Consider the following 14,604-nt stretch of genomic DNA (forward strand, 5'->3'; position numbering starts at 1 on the left):
AGCAACTGCGGAGGACGCTAGCACTGCTTCGAACTTGAAGCAAGTGATTCGAAGTCGAAGCACGGTAAGATCTGTCGATGACCTCCTCGCCGCCTTCCCTGGATGCCACGCAGCTCGGCGCCTACTTCGCCCTCATCGAGGCGAGCAGCCTGCTGAAGCACACCGTCGAGCAGCAGCTCCAGGACGCGGGCGGCCTCAGCTACGTGCAGTTCCAGCTCCTCGCGAGCCTCGGCGACTCCCCGACGGGCAGCCGTCGGATGACCGACCTGGCCGACGGCGTCGTCTACAGCCGCAGCGGCCTCACCTACCAGGCGCAGACCCTGGAGAAGCGCGGCCTCGTCACCCGCACGCAGGCCTCCGACGACGAGCGCGGCGTCACGGTGACCATCACGCAGGAGGGCCGCGCCGTGCTGGCGACGGTGTTCCCGGGCCACATCGCCGTGCTCGACGACCTGCTGTTCGCACCGCTGACCCGGACCGACATCGAGACCCTCGCCGACATCCTCGGCCGCGCGCGCGACCACATGCGGCGGACGCCGCCGCGGTCGGCCGGGCCGCGCCGGCGCAAGAGGGCGGCGGGTCCGGAGCAGGCCCCGTAGGCCGGGTCGCGCGCCACCGGTGAGTTGTGGAGCCCGGCGTCGTCTGACCCTGTGAACCCGTCGTCAGCGCACTCCCAGAAGGTGGTCCCCATGATCGACAAGAAGTTCACCGCGATCCTCCGCAAGAGCCCGAACGAGGGCGGCTGGACCTACGTGGTCTGGCCCGAGTCCGCCGAGTTCTTCCAGACCCGTGGCCTGGTCAAGGTCCGGGGCACGATCGACGGCCACCCGTTCCGCAGCTCGTTCATGGCGCTGGGCGACGGCACGCACAAGCTCCCCGTGAAGGCCGACGTCCGCACGGCGATCGGCAAGGAGGAGGGCGACACCGTGACCGTGCACCTGGAGGAGCGGCTGTAGGAGCGGCGTCGCCCGGCGGCGGATTTTCCGTGGTCAGGCGCCCGGGCGCCTGCCTAGGCTGCCGGGCGTGCACCCGTTCGACGACCTGGCCGGCCTCCCGCACCGCGAGGTGGCCGGACGCCTCCTCGCCGACGGCTGGAACGTGTGCGGCCTCGGCGACTGGGCCACGGTCTGGCGCTCTCCCGACGGTGCGCTGGTCGCCCGGGTGAGCCCCTTCGAGCCGGCGTACCAGGTCTTCGTGGCGCTGTGCCGCACGCTGGACGGCCATCCGCTCCTCCCGCACATCGAGTTCGACGCCCCGCTGGACGGCGGCGGTCGCCTCACCGTGCTCGAGTTCCTCACCCCGGCCGGGTCGGCCGAGGCCGACGCCGTCGTGCGCCGCTGGGAGGCGGCGCTGCCCGGCGACCCTGTCACCGAGGTGCGCCGCGAGGCGGAACGGCTCGACGCCGAGGCGGCCCGGACGATCCCGTTCTGGGGCGGCCTCGACCACAACCCCGGCAACGTGCTGCGCACCGCGGCCGGTGAGCCAAAGCTGGTCGACCTGTTCTACGCGGCCGGCCTGGAGATCTACCGGGTGCTGGCCGAGAACCCGGCCGAGATCGCCGAGGCCTTCCCGTCGGACCAGCGCCGCTACCTTTGCGACATCGCCGCGCTGGCCCGCCAGGCGGGTCCGGGTGAGCTGGCTGCCCTGCGCGCCGCGGCGGACAGCATCGCCTGACGTCGCCCGTCCGGGGCGACCGTGCCCCCGACACGGCGGTGCGGTCAGCGGCCGGTTGCGCTCCGGACGAGCTCGAAGTCGAACGGGCTGGCCCGGACGATCGCCAGGGCGCGCCGCACCGCGCCCACGTGGACACCGTCGGAACCCAGCGCGGAGGCCACGATCGCGGGCACCGGCGGGTGGATGTAGGAGGGCAGCCGTTCCGCGGCCCGCGCCACGACCGGGCCCAGCGCCGGGGCGAGCGCGCCACCCACGACGATCCGCTCGACGTCGAGCAGTGACGCGATGACGGCGCAGACGCGGGCGAGCCGGTCGGCGAGATGCTCGACGATGCCGACGGCGACGGCGTCGCCGCCCTGCGCCGCCGCGAGCACGTCGGCGGCGTCGAGCGTGGCGGGGTCGTGCCCGCCCAGCGCCGAGCCGGCCAGGTCACCGGCGTCGGCCGCGCGGCGGGCCAGCTCGCGGGCCACGTGGGCCAGGCCGTCGGCCGACCCGACGCCCTCGACCAGGTCGAGCAGCCGCATCTCGCCGGCCCCGCCGCGCGGGCCCCGGAGCAGGGTGCCGTCGATGATGAGCCCGGCCCCGAAGCGCTCCCCGGACAGCAGTGTGGCGAACGACGACTGGCCGACGCCGGCACCGGTGGTCCACTCCGCGACGGCGGCCAGGTTGGCGTCGTTCTCGACGGTGACCGACTGGCCGACGTCGGCGAACTCCTCGGCGAGGCCCGGGTTCATACGGGCCCAGAAGCGCCCCTGGTTGCCCGGCGGGGAGGCGCCCTGGGCGTCGGTCGGTGCCGGGACGCCGAGCACCACGGCGAGCACCGGGCCGGCCTGCTCGCCGGTGCTGCCGGTGCCGCTGCCGCCGGTGCCGACGGCGTCGACGATCGCGCGGCGGATGGCGCGTACCCGGGTCGCGGGGGAGGCGTCGGCCCGCAGCTCCTGGGCGGAGCGGGCGAGCACGGTGCCGCGCAGGTCGGCCACCGAGGCTGTCACGTGGTGCTGCCCGGCGTCGACCCCGACGACACGGCCCGCGCGCGGGTCGAACGCGTACCGCCGCGCGGGGCGGCCCAGGCGGTACTCGCCGGCGACCCGGGCGTCGTCGAGCTCGCTGACCCAGCCGCGCGCGGTGAGCTCGTCGCACAGCGCGAGCACGGTGGAGCGGGTGAGGCCGGTGTCGGCCATCACGTCGCTGGCGGTGAACGTCTCCCGGTCCCAGACGAGCCGGAGCGCGGCGGCGGCGTTGGTGTGCCGCAGCAGCCGGGCGGAGCTGGCCACGGGGTAGGAGTCCACCCCTTGACTCTAGCGCGCGCCGCGTACATGATCGGGACAGTAAATCTAGACATTAGATTTAGGTCCGCACCAGCGTGGGTGGCGGGCCGGACCAAGGAGACGACGACGTGCCAGCACCTTCCCCTCCACCGTCGCAGGGACTGAGCCGACGGGCCTTCCTCGGCGCCGGCCTGCTCGGCGCCGGCCTCGCACTGACGGGCTGCGGGCCCCTCGGCCGGGGCGCCGAGGTGTCGTTCCACCAGTCCAAGCCCGAGGCCATCGGCTACTTCGGCGAGCTCCTGGGCCGGTTCCGCCAGGCGCACCCGGGCCTGCGGGTCAGCCACGACTCGTCGTCGAACCTGTCGGCCGGGTTCGTCCGCAGCTCGCCGCCCGACCTCGGGTGCCTCAACTACAACTTCGAGGTGGCGCGGTTCGTGGACCGCGGCGCGATGAGCGACCTCGGCGACCTGCCCGAGGCGGGCCGGATCAACCCCGACCTGCTGCCGCTCGTCGACCTGACGGCGTCGTACCCCGGGCGCACCAGCGTGCTGCCGTACTCCCTCATGGCCGCCGGTGTGCTCTACAACCGCACGCTCTTCGCCGACCACGGACTGACGCCGCCGACCACGTGGTCGGAGCTGATCGAGGTCTGCGACGCCCTGACCGACGCGGGCGTGACCCCGTTCTACGGCACCTACGCCGACCCGTGGACGGTGGGGCAGGGGCTGTTCGACTACACCGTGGGCGGGATGGTCGACGTCACCGCCTTCTTCGAGGCCCTGGCCCAGCAGGGCGCCGACACGGGGCCGGACTCGCCGGTCTCGTTCGAGAAGCACCTCCGCGAGCCGGTCGAGCGCATGCTCACCCTGGTGGGCTACTCCAACGCCGACGCCGCGAGCCGGGGCTACGGCGACGGCAACCTCGCCTTCGCGCGGGGTGAGGCGGCGATGTACCTCCAGGGCCCGTGGGCGCTCACGGAGATCGCCAAGACGGCGCCCGACCTCGACGTCGGCGTCTTTCCGCTCCCCATGACCGACGACCCGGCGGACCGCAAGGTGCGGGTCAACGTCGACCTGGCGCTGTGGATCCCCGAGATCTCACCCAACCAGGACGCCGCCCGCGAGCTCCTGACGTTCCTCATGCGGCCCGAGGTCATCGACACCTACAACGCCGACAACCTCGGCTTCGGCGTCACCACCGACGCGCCGCCGGTCACCCACCCCACCCTGGTCGAGCTGCAGTCCTACTACGACGACGCCCGGTTCTACCTCGGCCCGTCGCAGCTCGTGCCGCAGTCCATCCCGATCCACAACTACGCCCAGGCGCTCGTCACCGGTGCCGACCCGGGCGCCGTGCTGCGCACCGTCGACGCCGACTGGGCGCGGCTGGCCCGCCGCTCCTGAACCCGCCCCCGAACCCGAGGACCTGTCATGGCGACACCAGCCACCACGCTCCCCGAGGCCCGCACCGCAGCGGCCCTCGCCGAGGGAACGTCGGTGCGCCCCGCCCAGCGGCGGCGCGTCGACGCGACCTACTACCTGTTCCTGCTGCCCACCGTCGCGCTGTTCACGCTCGCGATCACCGTCCCCGCGATCATGGGCGTGGCCTACAGCTTCACCGACTCCATCGGGTTCGGTGAGGCCCGCTTCATCGGTCTGACCAACTACGCCGTGCTGTTCTCCGACCCGGCGATCCTGAGCTCCTACGGGTTCACCGTCGGGTTCGCGCTGGTCACGGTGGTCGTCGTCAACGTCGTGGCGTTCCTGCTCGCGATCGGGCTGGCGGCCCGCATCCCCGCCCGGGCGGCGCTGCGCACGGTGTTCGTGCTGCCCATGGTGGTCTCCGGCATCATCATCGCCTACGTCTTCAACTTCCTGTTCTCCAACTCGCTGCCGCAGCTCGCCTCCGCCGTCGGGCTCACGGCGCTCCAGGAGAGCGTGCTGGCCGACCCGGACCTGGCCTGGACGGCGATCGTGGTGGTCACGGCCTGGCAGGCGATCCCGTCGGCGCTGCTGGTCTACACCGCCGGCATCGTCTCCATCCCCGGCGAGGTGTACGAGGCGGCCAGCATCGACGGCGCCTCCGGCTGGCGGCAGCTGCGCACCATCACGTTGCCGCTGCTCGCGGGGTACGTGCTCATCAACATGGTGATCGGGTTCAAGAACTTCCTGAACGCCTACGACGTCATCGTGGGCCTCACCGACGGCGGACCGGGCACCGCCACCCGCAGCGTGGCCATGACCATCTTCTCGGGGTTCACCGGCGGCGACTACGCCTACCAGATGGCGAACGCCACCGTCTTCTTCCTCATCGCCCTCGTGCTGGCCCTGGTGCAGCTGCGGCTCACCCGTGGAAAGGTGGCTGTCTGATGTCCAGGCGCATCAATGTCCCGGTCACCGTCGTCCTGCTCGCGTGCACGCTCGCCGTCCTGGTGCCGCTCTACGTCACGGTCACGATGGCGCTGAAGACCACCGAGCAGTCGGTGGACGGCAACGCGTTCTCGCTCCCTGCCCCGGTCAGCCTCGACGGGCTGGCCGAGGCCTGGACGCTGACCAGCTTCCCCCGGTCGTTCGCGGTCTCGCTGCTCGTCACGGCGGTCGCGGTCGCCGGGACCGTCGTGCTCAGCTCCGTCGCGTCCTACGCCATCGCCCGCAACTGGGACCGGCGCCTGTTCCGGTGGTCGTTCTTCTACCTGCTCGGCGCGATGTTCCTGCCCTTCCCGGTGCTCGCGCTGTCCCAGGTGCGGCTCACGGGGCTCGCGGGCCTGGACAACCCGGTCGGGGTCGCGATCCTGCACGTGATGTTCCAGCTCTCGTTCAGCACCCTGCTGTACACGGCGTTCCTGCGCTCGCTGCCCGCCGAGCTGGAGGAGAGCGCCCGGCTCGACGGCGCCACCACGTGGCAGGTCTTCTGGCGGCTGGTGTTCCCGCTGCTGGCGCCGATGAGCGCGACGGTGGGCATCTTCGCCTTCCTGGCATCGTGGAACGACTTCATGATGCCGTTCCTGATCACGTCGGACCCGGCGCTGCAGACCCTGCCCGTGCTGCAGAACATCTTCCAGACCCAGTTCAGCAACAACTACAACGTCGCCTTCGCGTCCTACCTCATGGCCATGGCGCCGGCGATCGTCGTCTATCTGTTCACGCAGCGCTGGGTGATGTCCGGGGTCACCCAGGGCGCCGTCAAGTGACCAGCCCCGGCTAGCCGGTCCCGACAAGCCCAGCCAGACAAGCCCAGCCAGACAAGCAAGGAGAACGATCACCTCATGACCGAAGTGATGGAGCCCACCCTCACCCCCGACTCCTCCGCCGGAGACGCCACCTGGTGGCGGCAGGCCGCCGTCTACCAGATCTACCCGCGCGCGTTCGCCGACGCGGACGGGGACGGCATCGGCGACCTCCCGGGCATCACCGCGCACGTCCCGTACCTGCGTGAGCTCGGCGTCGACGCCGTCTGGCTCAGCCCGTTCTACCCGTCGGCGCTCGCGGACGGCGGCTACGACGTGGACGACTACCGCGACGTGGACCCGCGCCTGGGCACGCTCGACGACTTCGACGCGCTGGTGGCCGCGCTGCACGACGCCGGGATCAAGCTGATCGTGGACCTCGTGCCGAACCACACCTCGGACCGGCACGTCTGGTTCCAGGAGGCCCTGCGGTCGCCGAAGGGATCGCCCGCGCGCGACCGCTACATCTTCCGTGACGGCAAGGGGCCGGACGGTGCCGAGCCGCCCGCCGACTGGCAGTCGGTGTTCGGCGGCCCGGCCTGGGAGCCGGTCGGGGACGGCCAGTGGTACATGCACCACTTCGCCACCGAGCAGCCGGACCTGAACTGGAAGAACCCCGAGGTCCGGGCCGACTTCCTGCACACGCTGCGGTTCTGGTCGGACCGCGGGGTGGACGGGTTCCGGGTCGACGTCGCGCACGGGCTCGCCAAGGACCTCGGTGAGGAGCTGCCCAGCCAGGCCGAGCTCGATGCCACGCCGCGCGACGGCAACCACCCCCTGTGGGACCGGGACGACGTGCACGACATCTACGCCGAGTGGCGCACGGTCTTCGACTCCTACGACCCGCCCCGCACCGCCGTCGCCGAGGCGTGGGTGGCCGCGGACCGCCGGGCGCGCTACGCCAGCGCCCACGGCCTGGGCCAGGCGTTCAACTTCGACCTGCTGGAGGCCGACTTCGACGCCGGGCAGTTCCGCGAGATCATCACGTTCAACCTGGAGCTCGCCGAGACGTCCGGGTCGTCCACGACGTGGGTGTTCTCCAACCACGACGTCGTGCGGCACGCCACCCGCTACGGCCTGCCCCCGCGTGGCACCGGCGCGGCCGGCGGCGACCACACCGCGGAGAAGCAGGGCAAGCGGTGGCTGCTCTCGGGCGGCACCGAGCCCGTGCTCCAGCGGGAGCTCGGGCTGCGCCGGGCACGTGCGGCGACGCTGCTGGAGCTCGCGCTGCCGGGCTCCTCGTACCTCTACCAGGGGGAGGAGCTGGGCCTGCACGAGGTGGCCGACATCCCCGACGAGTCGCGCCAGGACCCGACGTTCTTCCGGAGCCCGGGCATCGAGATCGGCCGCGACGGGTGCCGTGTCCCGCTGCCCTGGACGCGCGAGGGTGCCTCGTTCGGGTTCGGTGCCGGGCCCGCCGACCTGCCGCAGCCGGACTGGTTCGGGGACCTCGCGGTGGAGGTGCAGGAGCAGGACCCGGCCTCGACGCTCGCGCTGTACCGCCGGGCCCTCGCCCTGCGCCGGGAGCTGCAGACCGACGAGACCATGGAGTGGCACGACACCGGCCGCGACGACGTGCTCGCGTTCCGCCGGCCGAACGGCTGGCTGAGCGTCACCAACTTCGGTGACGACGTCGTCGACCTGCCCGCCGGCGAGGTGCTGCTGACCAGCGCCCCGCTCGACGGCGGCCACCTGCCGGGGGCGACCACGGCCTGGCTGCGGGTCTGACCGGCTACCCGGCCCGGCGGCGGTCGAGGCGGTCCGGCAGCCGGTCGAACCCCGCCGACACGTAGGTGGCCACCGCCGGGGTGCGCGCGCTCTCGGTGATGACGACGGCGCTGGACGAGCCGAGCTCACGCAGGGCGGCCACCCCGGCCAGGGTGACCGCCCTGCCGTAGCCGTGCCCGCGGTGGTCCGGGTGCACGCCGAGGGGCTCGATCAAGCCGGGCCGCCCGGCGCCGGCCGACCAGACCGTGGTCGCGCCGACCGCCGTGCCCGCCTCGTCGTAGGCGACCAGGCACCGGGCGTCGGCGTAGAGCGGGCCGGCGGCCATCGCGTGCCAGCGGTCGTCGGTGAACGAGGGGCCGCCGAACGCGGCCCGGTGGACGGCGGTGCGCTCGCCCGCCCGGTCGGGTCCGGCCACCTCCACCCGCACGCCCGGGTCCTCGACCGGGCCGGCGAGGTCGCGCACCAGCGGGGCCCACGGCTCGTCGTCACCCCAGCCCGCCTCGCCGAGCAGCTCGCTCACCAGGGCGCCGGGCGGCGCCTCGACCATGACCTCCCCGTCCGGCAGCACACCACGCTCCGGCGTCGTCACGTCGGCCACCATCCTGCGGGCCAGGGACTCGTCCCGGCGCACGTCGGGCGCCGTGCTGAGGCGCAGCAGGTCCGCGCCGTCGAGCAGGCCGACGGCGAGCACGTGTCCGTCCCGTGTCCAGGTGCGGACGGCCGCCGCCGTCGCCGTGGTGCCCCACCGCCAGAACCAGCCGATGTCCCCGGGGTGGAGCTGCACGGGATCCGTGTCGGACTGCCACTCCCGCAGCACGTCGACGGCCCGGGTCAGGTCGTCGGCGCCGGGCACGTTCAGGTGGATCGTCATACCGGCGATCCAAGCCGGGACCGGACCGGCGGGCGACCTTTTTCCCGGCCTCTTCCCGGTCGGTCGCTCCATCAGGAAGCCGGGCAGGTTACTAGTTAGGCTAGACAGTGCTGCGGCGGGTGTCCTTCCTGAGCCGGCCGCCGACCGGGCGACCCGAGGAGGACCACCGCATGGCACAGGAGACAGCCACCGACCGGCGCGGGCAGATCGCCGTCACCCTCAGCTTCCTGGTGTGCCTCGCCGGCTCCATGATCGGCGTCGGGGTGTTCGGCGGCACCCCGATCGCGTCGGCCGCGGGCGGCGCGCTCTCGACCGACGCCACGCTCCTGGCTCCCGCGTCGGGTGCCTTCGCGGTGTGGACGGTGGTCTACCTCGGGCTCGCGGGCTACACCGTGCTGCAGTGGTTCCCGGTGGCCGAGGACAGGCAGCGTCGCCTGCGGCTGCCGGTGGCCGGGACCATGCTGCTCAACGCCGCGTGGATCCTGGTGGTGCAGGCGGGCCGGCTCTGGGTGAGTGTGCTGGTCATCGGGGTTCTGTTGATGCTCCTGAGCCGCATCTTTGTCCTGTTGACCCGCACCCGCGCGAGCGGTCCGCTGGATCGCGTGCTCGTCGACGGGGTGCTCGGTGTCTACCTGGGCTGGGTCTGCGTCGCGACCGTGGCCAACGTCGCGGCGGCCCTCGTCGCCTCCGGGTTCGGTGGCGCGGGCCGCACGCCGGACGGGTGGGCGGTCGCCGTGCTCGTCGCGGTCGCCGGCATCGGCGTCGCGCTCGCCGTGCGAGGCCGGGGGCGGTTGGCGGTCGGTGCCGCCGTCGCCTGGGGCCTGGCCTGGATCGCCGTGGCCCGGTGGGACGGTGCGCTCCCGTCGGCCCCGGTGGCCTGGACCGCTGCCGCCGCTGCCGCCGTCGTGCTCGGCACGACGCTGGCCGTGCGGGCGCGGGCGGCGGCCCGGCCGGCCACCTGACGCGGACCGCCGAGGGCCGGCCCTGCGCCGTCCGGGGCACGAGGCCGGTCGCGGCGACGCGGGCTCAGTGACCGCCCGAGATCACGAAGACCAGGCCCGTGACGACCGCCGCGACCACCGTGCCCAGGCACAGCACCGCTCCGGCCAGGCGCACGGGCCCCGGCCGGGGCGGGCTCACGGGGGCGTCCCCGTCCGTCGTGGCTCCGTCCGGGACCGGCCCGGTGCCGGCCAGGAGGCGCAGCCCCAGGGCGAACAGCGCGGGGATCCCGGCGCCGACGAGCACGCCCGCCACCAGCACCTGGCCCAGCGCACCCCACTCGATGAACTCGTTCACGGCTGCTCTCCCTTCGAGGTGGTGCCGGCGTTCCCGGCGTCGTCCGCTCCCACGGAGCTGATGGCCCGACCGACGGAGGAGGCCGTCGCCACGGCGGGCACGGGGGCGACGCGCTCGCCGCCCGTGGCGCCCGTCGTCGCGGCGACCGGCTGCACGTCGGCGCCCTTGTCCTCGTCCCAGTCCTCGTTGACGGTGGCGTGGTTGACGGGCCGGCGCCGCGAGGCGATCCAGATGGCGAGGGTGGACGCCACCAGCACGACGAGCACCGCGATGGTGCCCGCCGCGCCGCCGATGGCCGACTCGAGCCAGTGGCACAGCGCGCCGACCAGCCCGGCGGCCGGCAGGGTCAGGGCCCAGGCCACGAACATGCGCCCGGCGACGCTCCAGCGCACCTTCGCGCCCGGCATACCGACGCCGGAGCCGAGCACCGAGCCGGTCGCGACGTGCGTGGTCGAGAGCGAGAAGCCGAAGTGGCTGGACAGGAGGATGACCGCCGCGGACGACGTCTCCGCGGCCATGCCCTGGCGCGTGTCGATCTCGACGAGGCCCTTGCCGAGCGTGCGGATGACCCGCCAGCCACCCATGTAGGTGCCGACGGCCATGGCGATCGCACAGCTGAGGATGACCCACAGGGGCACGTCGGAGTCGGCGGGCACCGCGCCGCCCGCGATGAGCGCGAGCAGGATGATGCCCATCGACTTCTGCGCGTCGTTGGTGCCGTGCGCCAGCGAGACCAGCGAGGCCGAGCCGATCTGGCCCCAGCGGAAGCCGCGGTTGGTCACGTCCTGGGGTACCCCGCGGGTCAGGCGCGCGACGCACCACGTGCCGAGGCCGGCCACGGCGATCGCGATGAGCGGGGCGAGCAGGGCGGGCAGCAGCACCTTGGACACCACGCCGGTCCACAGCACCCCCGACGTGCCCACCGCTGCCAGCACCGCGCCCACCATGCCGCCGACGAGGGCGTGCGAGGAGCTGGAGGGGATGCCGAGCAGCCAGGTGAGCAAGTTCCAGACGATGCCGCCCACCAGGCCGGCCAGCACCACCGGCAGGGTGATCACCTCGGCATCGACGATGCCCTTGGCGATGGTGGCGGCGACAGCGAGCGAGAGGAACGCCCCGACGAGGTTGAGCACGGCGGACAGCGCGACGGCGGTCCGCGGCCGGAGGGCGCGGGTGGCGATGGACGTGGCCATCGCGTTCCCCGTGTCGTGGAATCCGTTCGTGAAGTCGAAGGCGAGTGCTGTCACGACGACGAGCACGAGCAGGAGCGTTTCGGTCACGCCCTCGATGGTCGGAGACGGATCAGGGGTCGAACCGCGATTTCGGGCGAAAGCAAGGCACTGTTCCGCCATCGTTCATCTGATGTTCACCTGACGGCCGACCCGAGGCCGGGCCGGTGTGCCGCGCCTCACTGCGCCAGGGCCTCCCGCAGGGTGCCGGCCACGGCAGCCAGGTCGTCGCTGAAGCTCGTGCCGTCCCCGGCGGTCCAGCGGCGGAAGGCCAGGCCGAGCGTCGCGGCCCCGACCTGCGCCACGAGCGCGGCGGTGCCGGGCTCCGCGCCGCGTTCCAGCAGGGCCTCCTCGATCGCCGCGACCACGCCTGCCGCCTTGGTCCGCTCGCGCTCCTGGAGCTCCGGGCTCGCGTCGATCACGACCCGTCGGCGGGCGGCGTGGCCGTGGTCCACGAGCGTGGCCACCTGGGCACCGACGCGGCCGAGGGCGTCGAGCGCCGCGGCGAACGGCGGCGCGTCCGGGTCGGCGGCGAGCACCGCCGCGCGGACGGCGTCCGGCAGGCGTTCCGCGCCCGCGAAGAGCACCTCGCGCTTGTCCGGGAAGTAGCGGAAGTAGGTGCGACGGGTCAGGCCGGCGCGCTCCGCGATGTCCGACACGGTCACCGTGTCGTAGCCGCGCTCCAGGTACAGGTCGAGCGCGGCCTCGGTCAGGCGCTCCTGCGCTCCGGGATCCCATCTCGCCACGATCAGAGACTAGCACTGATGACACTGTGTGCCATGAGTGCTACCGTGATGATGACACATGGTGACATCACTCGGGTACGAGCATGCCCGGCCCGACGAGAAGGAGACCTCATGGCACAGCGGAGCGGTGAGACGGACAGCCCGGCCCGGACCGGGGAGATCTGGGTGCTCGGAGCCACCGGGAGGACGGGCCGGGCCGTGGCCGCCCGGCTCGTGGCGGACGGCGTGGCACCCGTCCTGGTGGGGCGCGACGCCGGGCGGTTGCGCCGGGCCGCCGAGCAGCTCGGGCCGGGGTCGGGCGTGCGGACGGTCGTCGCCGCCACCCCTGAGGCGACGGCGGACGAGGTCGCCCGGCAGCGGCCCGCGGTGGTGGTCAACACCATCGGCGACTACGCCCGGACTGCGCTGCCCGTGGTGCGCGCGTGCCTGCCGGGCGGCCACTACGTCGACCTGGCCTCCGACCTGGGCGCGATGGAACAGCTCGCCGCGCTGCACGACGAGGCGGAGAGCGCCGGCAGCACCCTGGTCACGGGCGCCGGGTTCGGCGTGCTGGGCACCGAGGCCGTGGTGGCCCGGCTGTGCGCCGGGCGCCCCGTCCCGGCCCGGGTCCGGGTCGACGCCCTCGCGTCGGTGGCCGTCGAGGCGGGCCGGCTGGGCGAGGCGCTGGCCGCCAGCATGGTGGACGTCGCGGCGACCGGCGGCCGCCGCTACGCCGGAGGCCGGCTCGTGCGCACCCGTCTCGGCGCCGACGTCTACCGCTTCACCCTGCCCGACGGCGTGGCGGTGACCAGCGTCGGTGCTCCGTCGGGCGAGCTCTACGGGGCGCGCACGGCGAGCGGCGCCCCGGACGTCGTCGCCACGTCGATGCTCGTCCCGGCCGCCCCCGCGGTCCGGGCGCTGTTGCCGGTGGCGGGTGCGCTGCTGCGGGTGCCCGCGCTACGCCGGCTGGTCGTGTCCCGGCTCGCCCGCGTCGAGCTGCCCGCCTCGCCTCGGCCGCGCGAGCACACCTGGGGGCACGCCGTCGTCACGTGGGCCGACGGCACCGAGCGCGAGGGGTGGCTGCGTGCCGGCGAGGCGATGGACTTCACCGCCGCCGCGGCGGCCACGGTCGCGCAGCGCCTCGCCCGGGGCGAGGGCAAGCCCGGCGCGTGGACGCCGGCCACCGTCCTCGGCCCCGACCTGGCGGTCGAGGCGGGCGGCACCTTCGTCGACGGCTGAGGCGACGCCGGCCGGGTGCACCAGCCGGCGACGCATCGGCCGGTGCACCTGACCGGTCGCCCTGACCGGTCGCCTAGACCGGTCGCCTAGACCGGTCGCCATGACCGGTCGCCATGACCGGTCGCCCCGGCCGGTCGCCCCGGCCGATGTGGAGGGTCAGCCGGCGTCGAACCGCTCCTCGCCGTCCTTGTCGGGGTTGTCCTCGGGGTGCTCGCCGGGTACGGCTCTCGGGTCCGCCGGGTGCATCGGCGAGTCGTCGGCCGAGTCGTCCGGCGTCCGGTCGGCCGGGGCGCCGTCCGTGCGGCCGCTCGTGCGGTCGTCGGTCGTGCGGCCGCTCGCACCGTCGGTGGTGCCGGGACGCTCGCGGTAGGTCTCGCTGTCGCTCTCGCTCATGGCTGCTCCTTCCGGACCGGGCGACCGGCGGTGCGAGCGGCCGGTCGCAGGTGGTGCGGCGCCCCGATCGAGCGGACGACCGGGGCGCCGCCCTCCGACCGTAAGGCTGCCTCACGGCACTCGCACCCAGACCCCGTGCCGGACGTCGTGTGCCGGCCCGGCGCGCCGAGGCACGTCAGGTCCGGCACGTCGAGTCCGGCGGACCAGGCCCGATCCGACAGCCTCGCGCTACAGCCCCAGGAGCTGGGCGTGCAGGTCGAGCAGGCTGGTCGCGTGCAGGTCGAACGTGTCGTCCGGTGCGGGCGGGTCGCCGTCGGCCCGTGGCACGTACGCCGTGCGCATCCCGGCGGCGGCCGCGGCACGCAGGTCCCACGCGTGCGCGGCGACCATGACGGGCGTCCCCGAACCCGTCGGTGCCGTGTCCAGGGCCAGCTCGTAGACGGCCGGGTCCGGCTTGTAGCTGCCCGCGTCCTCGGCCGACAGCACCTGGTGCCACCGCAGGCCCGCGTTGGTGCTCAGCCCGGCGAGCACCCGGCGGCTCGCGTTCGAGAGGCCGATCACGGTGACGTCCGCGGTGAGCAGGTCCAGGCCGGCCACCGTGTCCGGCCACGGCTGCAGCCACTCCGACGCGTCCGTCAGCCGGGCGGCGGCGTCCGGCAGCAGGAAGCCGTCGCGGACCAGCACGGCCACCGCCTCGCGGTCGAGCTCGTGGCTCGGCGCGAAGGCGCGCCGGCCCGCCACGATCGCACGCTCCTGGTCGGCCACGTGGGCCAGCCAGCGGCGGGCGACCTCGGCCGCGGCCCCGCTGTCGAGCGCGGCCATCGCCGACACGTGCCGCCCCATGCTCCCGGTCTGGTCCACCAGGGTGCCGAGAACGTCGAAGACGACGGTCGGCCGGGTGGTCTCCTTCGTCGCAGGCTCCATCGGTCCACCGTAGTGCGCCCGGAGGCCGTCG

16 protein-coding genes are annotated in these 14,604 nt (G+C 73.8%); 9 read left to right on the forward strand and 7 right to left on the reverse strand.

Going from position 1 to position 14,604, the window contains the following annotated elements:
• The first annotated feature begins 77 nt into the window (after positions 1-77).
• The 3 genes from ACO229_RS24760 (at position 78) to ACO229_RS24770 (ending at position 1,674) form a co-directional block, all read left to right on the forward strand.
• A complete protein-coding gene (locus tag ACO229_RS24760; protein ID WP_423463080.1) occupies positions 78-599 on the forward strand; it encodes a MarR family winged helix-turn-helix transcriptional regulator in 522 nt (173 codons plus the stop codon).
• Positions 600-689: 90 nt separating this feature from the next.
• Positions 690-956, forward strand: a complete 267-nt coding sequence (locus tag ACO229_RS24765) for a DUF1905 domain-containing protein (RefSeq protein WP_397409230.1) — start codon at positions 690-692, stop codon at positions 954-956.
• A gap of 67 nt (positions 957-1,023) precedes the next feature.
• Positions 1,024-1,674: a hypothetical protein gene (locus ACO229_RS24770; protein ID WP_423463081.1), complete on the forward strand. Its 651-nt coding sequence runs from the start codon at positions 1,024-1,026 to the stop codon at positions 1,672-1,674.
• A gap of 44 nt (positions 1,675-1,718) precedes the next feature.
• Here the strand turns inward: ACO229_RS24770 and ACO229_RS24775 are convergent, their stop codons facing one another.
• On the reverse strand, positions 1,719-2,963 hold the full coding sequence (locus tag ACO229_RS24775; protein WP_423463082.1) for an ROK family protein: 1,245 nt from the start codon (positions 2,961-2,963) through the stop codon (positions 1,719-1,721).
• 107 nt (positions 2,964-3,070) lie between these two features.
• Between ACO229_RS24775 and ACO229_RS24780 the strand changes: the two genes are divergently transcribed.
• From ACO229_RS24780 to ACO229_RS24795, 4 genes are all read left to right on the forward strand, one after another.
• Positions 3,071-4,345 (forward strand): ABC transporter substrate-binding protein, encoded by a 1,275-nt coding sequence (locus tag ACO229_RS24780; protein ID WP_423463083.1) that lies wholly within the window; start codon positions 3,071-3,073, stop codon positions 4,343-4,345.
• 27 nt (positions 4,346-4,372) lie between these two features.
• Positions 4,373-5,311: a carbohydrate ABC transporter permease gene (locus ACO229_RS24785; RefSeq protein WP_423463084.1), complete on the forward strand. Its 939-nt coding sequence runs from the start codon at positions 4,373-4,375 to the stop codon at positions 5,309-5,311.
• On the forward strand, positions 5,311-6,132 hold the full coding sequence (locus ACO229_RS24790; protein WP_423463085.1) for a carbohydrate ABC transporter permease: 822 nt from the start codon (positions 5,311-5,313) through the stop codon (positions 6,130-6,132). Before ACO229_RS24785 ends, ACO229_RS24790 begins: the two co-directional genes overlap by 1 nt.
• A 75-nt stretch (positions 6,133-6,207) precedes the next feature.
• Positions 6,208-7,896 (forward strand): glycoside hydrolase family 13 protein, encoded by a 1,689-nt coding sequence (locus ACO229_RS24795; protein ID WP_423463086.1) that lies wholly within the window; start codon positions 6,208-6,210, stop codon positions 7,894-7,896.
• A 4-nt stretch (positions 7,897-7,900) separates the two neighbouring features.
• Here the strand turns inward: ACO229_RS24795 and ACO229_RS24800 are convergent, their stop codons facing one another.
• Positions 7,901-8,767: a GNAT family N-acetyltransferase gene (locus ACO229_RS24800; protein ID WP_423463087.1), complete on the reverse strand. Its 867-nt coding sequence runs from the start codon at positions 8,765-8,767 to the stop codon at positions 7,901-7,903.
• Positions 8,768-8,937: 170 nt separating this feature from the next.
• Between ACO229_RS24800 and ACO229_RS24805 the strand changes: the two genes are divergently transcribed.
• A complete protein-coding gene (locus ACO229_RS24805; protein ID WP_423463088.1) occupies positions 8,938-9,729 on the forward strand; it encodes a tryptophan-rich sensory protein in 792 nt (263 codons plus the stop codon).
• A gap of 64 nt (positions 9,730-9,793) precedes the next feature.
• On the opposite strand, the gene ACO229_RS24810 is transcribed toward ACO229_RS24805, so the two are convergent.
• The 3 genes from ACO229_RS24810 to ACO229_RS24820 all read right to left on the reverse strand — a co-directional run bounded on the left by ACO229_RS24810 (position 9,794) and on the right by ACO229_RS24820 (position 12,038).
• Entirely contained in the window at positions 9,794-10,063 is a 270-nt protein-coding gene (locus tag ACO229_RS24810) for a hypothetical protein (protein WP_423463089.1), read from the reverse strand.
• Positions 10,060-11,343: an anion permease gene (locus ACO229_RS24815; protein ID WP_397409250.1), complete on the reverse strand. Its 1,284-nt coding sequence runs from the start codon at positions 11,341-11,343 to the stop codon at positions 10,060-10,062. The genes ACO229_RS24810 and ACO229_RS24815 overlap by 4 nt, the downstream gene beginning before the upstream one ends.
• A gap of 128 nt (positions 11,344-11,471) precedes the next feature.
• Complete coding sequence (locus tag ACO229_RS24820; RefSeq protein ID WP_397409252.1) at positions 11,472-12,038, reverse strand: TetR family transcriptional regulator; 567 nt, start codon at positions 12,036-12,038, stop codon at positions 11,472-11,474.
• Positions 12,039-12,149: 111 nt separating this feature from the next.
• On the opposite strand from ACO229_RS24820, the gene ACO229_RS24825 reads away from it, so the two are divergent.
• Positions 12,150-13,256: a saccharopine dehydrogenase NADP-binding domain-containing protein gene (locus tag ACO229_RS24825; protein WP_423463090.1), complete on the forward strand. Its 1,107-nt coding sequence runs from the start codon at positions 12,150-12,152 to the stop codon at positions 13,254-13,256.
• A 156-nt stretch (positions 13,257-13,412) separates the two neighbouring features.
• Here ACO229_RS24825 and ACO229_RS24830 read toward each other — a convergent pair whose 3' ends face one another.
• Both ACO229_RS24830 and ACO229_RS24835 read right to left on the reverse strand, forming a co-directional pair.
• Entirely contained in the window at positions 13,413-13,649 is a 237-nt protein-coding gene (locus tag ACO229_RS24830) for a hypothetical protein (protein ID WP_397409256.1), read from the reverse strand.
• A 228-nt stretch (positions 13,650-13,877) separates the two neighbouring features.
• Positions 13,878-14,573 (reverse strand): haloacid dehalogenase type II, encoded by a 696-nt coding sequence (locus ACO229_RS24835; protein WP_423463091.1) that lies wholly within the window; start codon positions 14,571-14,573, stop codon positions 13,878-13,880.
• Positions 14,574-14,604: the final 31 nt, after the last annotated feature.

The organism is Promicromonospora sp. MS192, from assembly GCF_049532985.1.
Classification (GTDB): domain Bacteria; phylum Actinomycetota; class Actinomycetes; order Actinomycetales; family Cellulomonadaceae; genus Promicromonospora.

Bases quoted from the DNA above. Each gene is read 5' to 3' on its own strand.
- ACO229_RS24790 (WP_423463085.1), top strand. From the start codon at position 5,311: ATGTCCAGGCGCATCAATGTCCCGGTCACCGTCGTCCTGCTCGCGTGC.
- ACO229_RS24800 (WP_423463087.1), bottom strand. From the start codon at position 8,767: ATGACGATCCACCTGAACGTGCCCGGCGCCGACGACCTGACCCGGGCC.
- ACO229_RS24765 (WP_397409230.1), top strand. From the start codon at position 690: ATGATCGACAAGAAGTTCACCGCGATCCTCCGCAAGAGCCCGAACGAG.
- ACO229_RS24785 (WP_423463084.1), top strand. From the start codon at position 4,373: ATGGCGACACCAGCCACCACGCTCCCCGAGGCCCGCACCGCAGCGGCC.
- ACO229_RS24760 (WP_423463080.1), top strand. From the start codon at position 78: ATGACCTCCTCGCCGCCTTCCCTGGATGCCACGCAGCTCGGCGCCTAC.
- ACO229_RS24835 (WP_423463091.1), bottom strand. From the start codon at position 14,573: ATGGAGCCTGCGACGAAGGAGACCACCCGGCCGACCGTCGTCTTCGAC.
- ACO229_RS24795 (WP_423463086.1), top strand. From the start codon at position 6,208: ATGACCGAAGTGATGGAGCCCACCCTCACCCCCGACTCCTCCGCCGGA.
- ACO229_RS24805 (WP_423463088.1), top strand. From the start codon at position 8,938: ATGGCACAGGAGACAGCCACCGACCGGCGCGGGCAGATCGCCGTCACC.
- ACO229_RS24830 (WP_397409256.1), bottom strand. From the start codon at position 13,649: ATGAGCGAGAGCGACAGCGAGACCTACCGCGAGCGTCCCGGCACCACC.
- ACO229_RS24825 (WP_423463090.1), top strand. From the start codon at position 12,150: ATGGCACAGCGGAGCGGTGAGACGGACAGCCCGGCCCGGACCGGGGAG.